Source organism: Streptomyces sp. S6 (assembly GCF_054880855.1).
The window spans coordinates 1-719 of sequence record NZ_JBTYMC010000722.1 but is presented as its reverse complement, the minus strand read 5'-3'; the positions used below and the strand labels follow the sequence as shown (position 1 = coordinate 719).

Annotated in this window: 1 protein-coding gene; it reads right to left on the bottom strand. The window is 76.8% G+C overall.

The window, feature by feature from the left end; translation table 11 throughout:
- Nucleotides 1-231: 231 nt before the first annotated feature.
- Nucleotides 232-719 (bottom strand): LysR family transcriptional regulator substrate-binding protein (locus ACVNF4_RS36695; protein ID WP_461807131.1); only part of this gene is annotated, 488 nt, incomplete at its 5' end.

Below are 719 nucleotides of genomic sequence, written 5' to 3'. Positions count from 1 at the left end.
GGCGCCGGGCGGCATGCGGTCGCCGTGCGGCGCCGGCCCGCTCACCGCCCCCGGGCTCCCGTCCCGGCATCGGCTTGGGCCGCAACGCAGTCTGTTCCATGGGGATCGCCTCCGGCAGGTGCTCTACCCGGCCCACCGGCGCCCGACGTGCCACGAACGAGTGAGACTGACCGCCGGTCAAAAGAGGTAGGGCCACCGGGACGCCACCCGACCACGCCCCCTCGCCGGCCCTCACCCCAGCCCCCTCACCAACTCCCCCGCCGCCCCCGCCAACACCCCCGCGTACACGCACTCCACCCGATGCACCACCCGAGGCGCCCCCAGCGGAACCACCCGCACCCCCGCCACCCCCTCCCCCACTGAACAGGGCAGCAGCGCCAGCCCGTGCCCCGCCGCCACCAATCGCGTCAGCATGCGGACGTCGGCCCCCTCGTACCGCAGGGCGGGCCGGAACCCGTGTCCCCCGTTGGCCGCCCGCAGGTGCGAAAGAGGCAGCGCCGTGTCGGGGGCGTCGATCCAGCGGGCGTCCGCGAGGTCCGCGAGCCGCACCCCGGTACGGCCCGCCAGCGGATGTCCGTGCGGGAACAGCACGCCCACCGGCTCCTCGCCGACGCCGACGGTGGTCAGCGGTGCCACGTCGGGCAGCCGCAGCGGGTCGCTGGGGGCGGCGAGGCCGTCCACGAGGCCGACGTCGGCTGCACCGGTGGCGACGGCGGCGG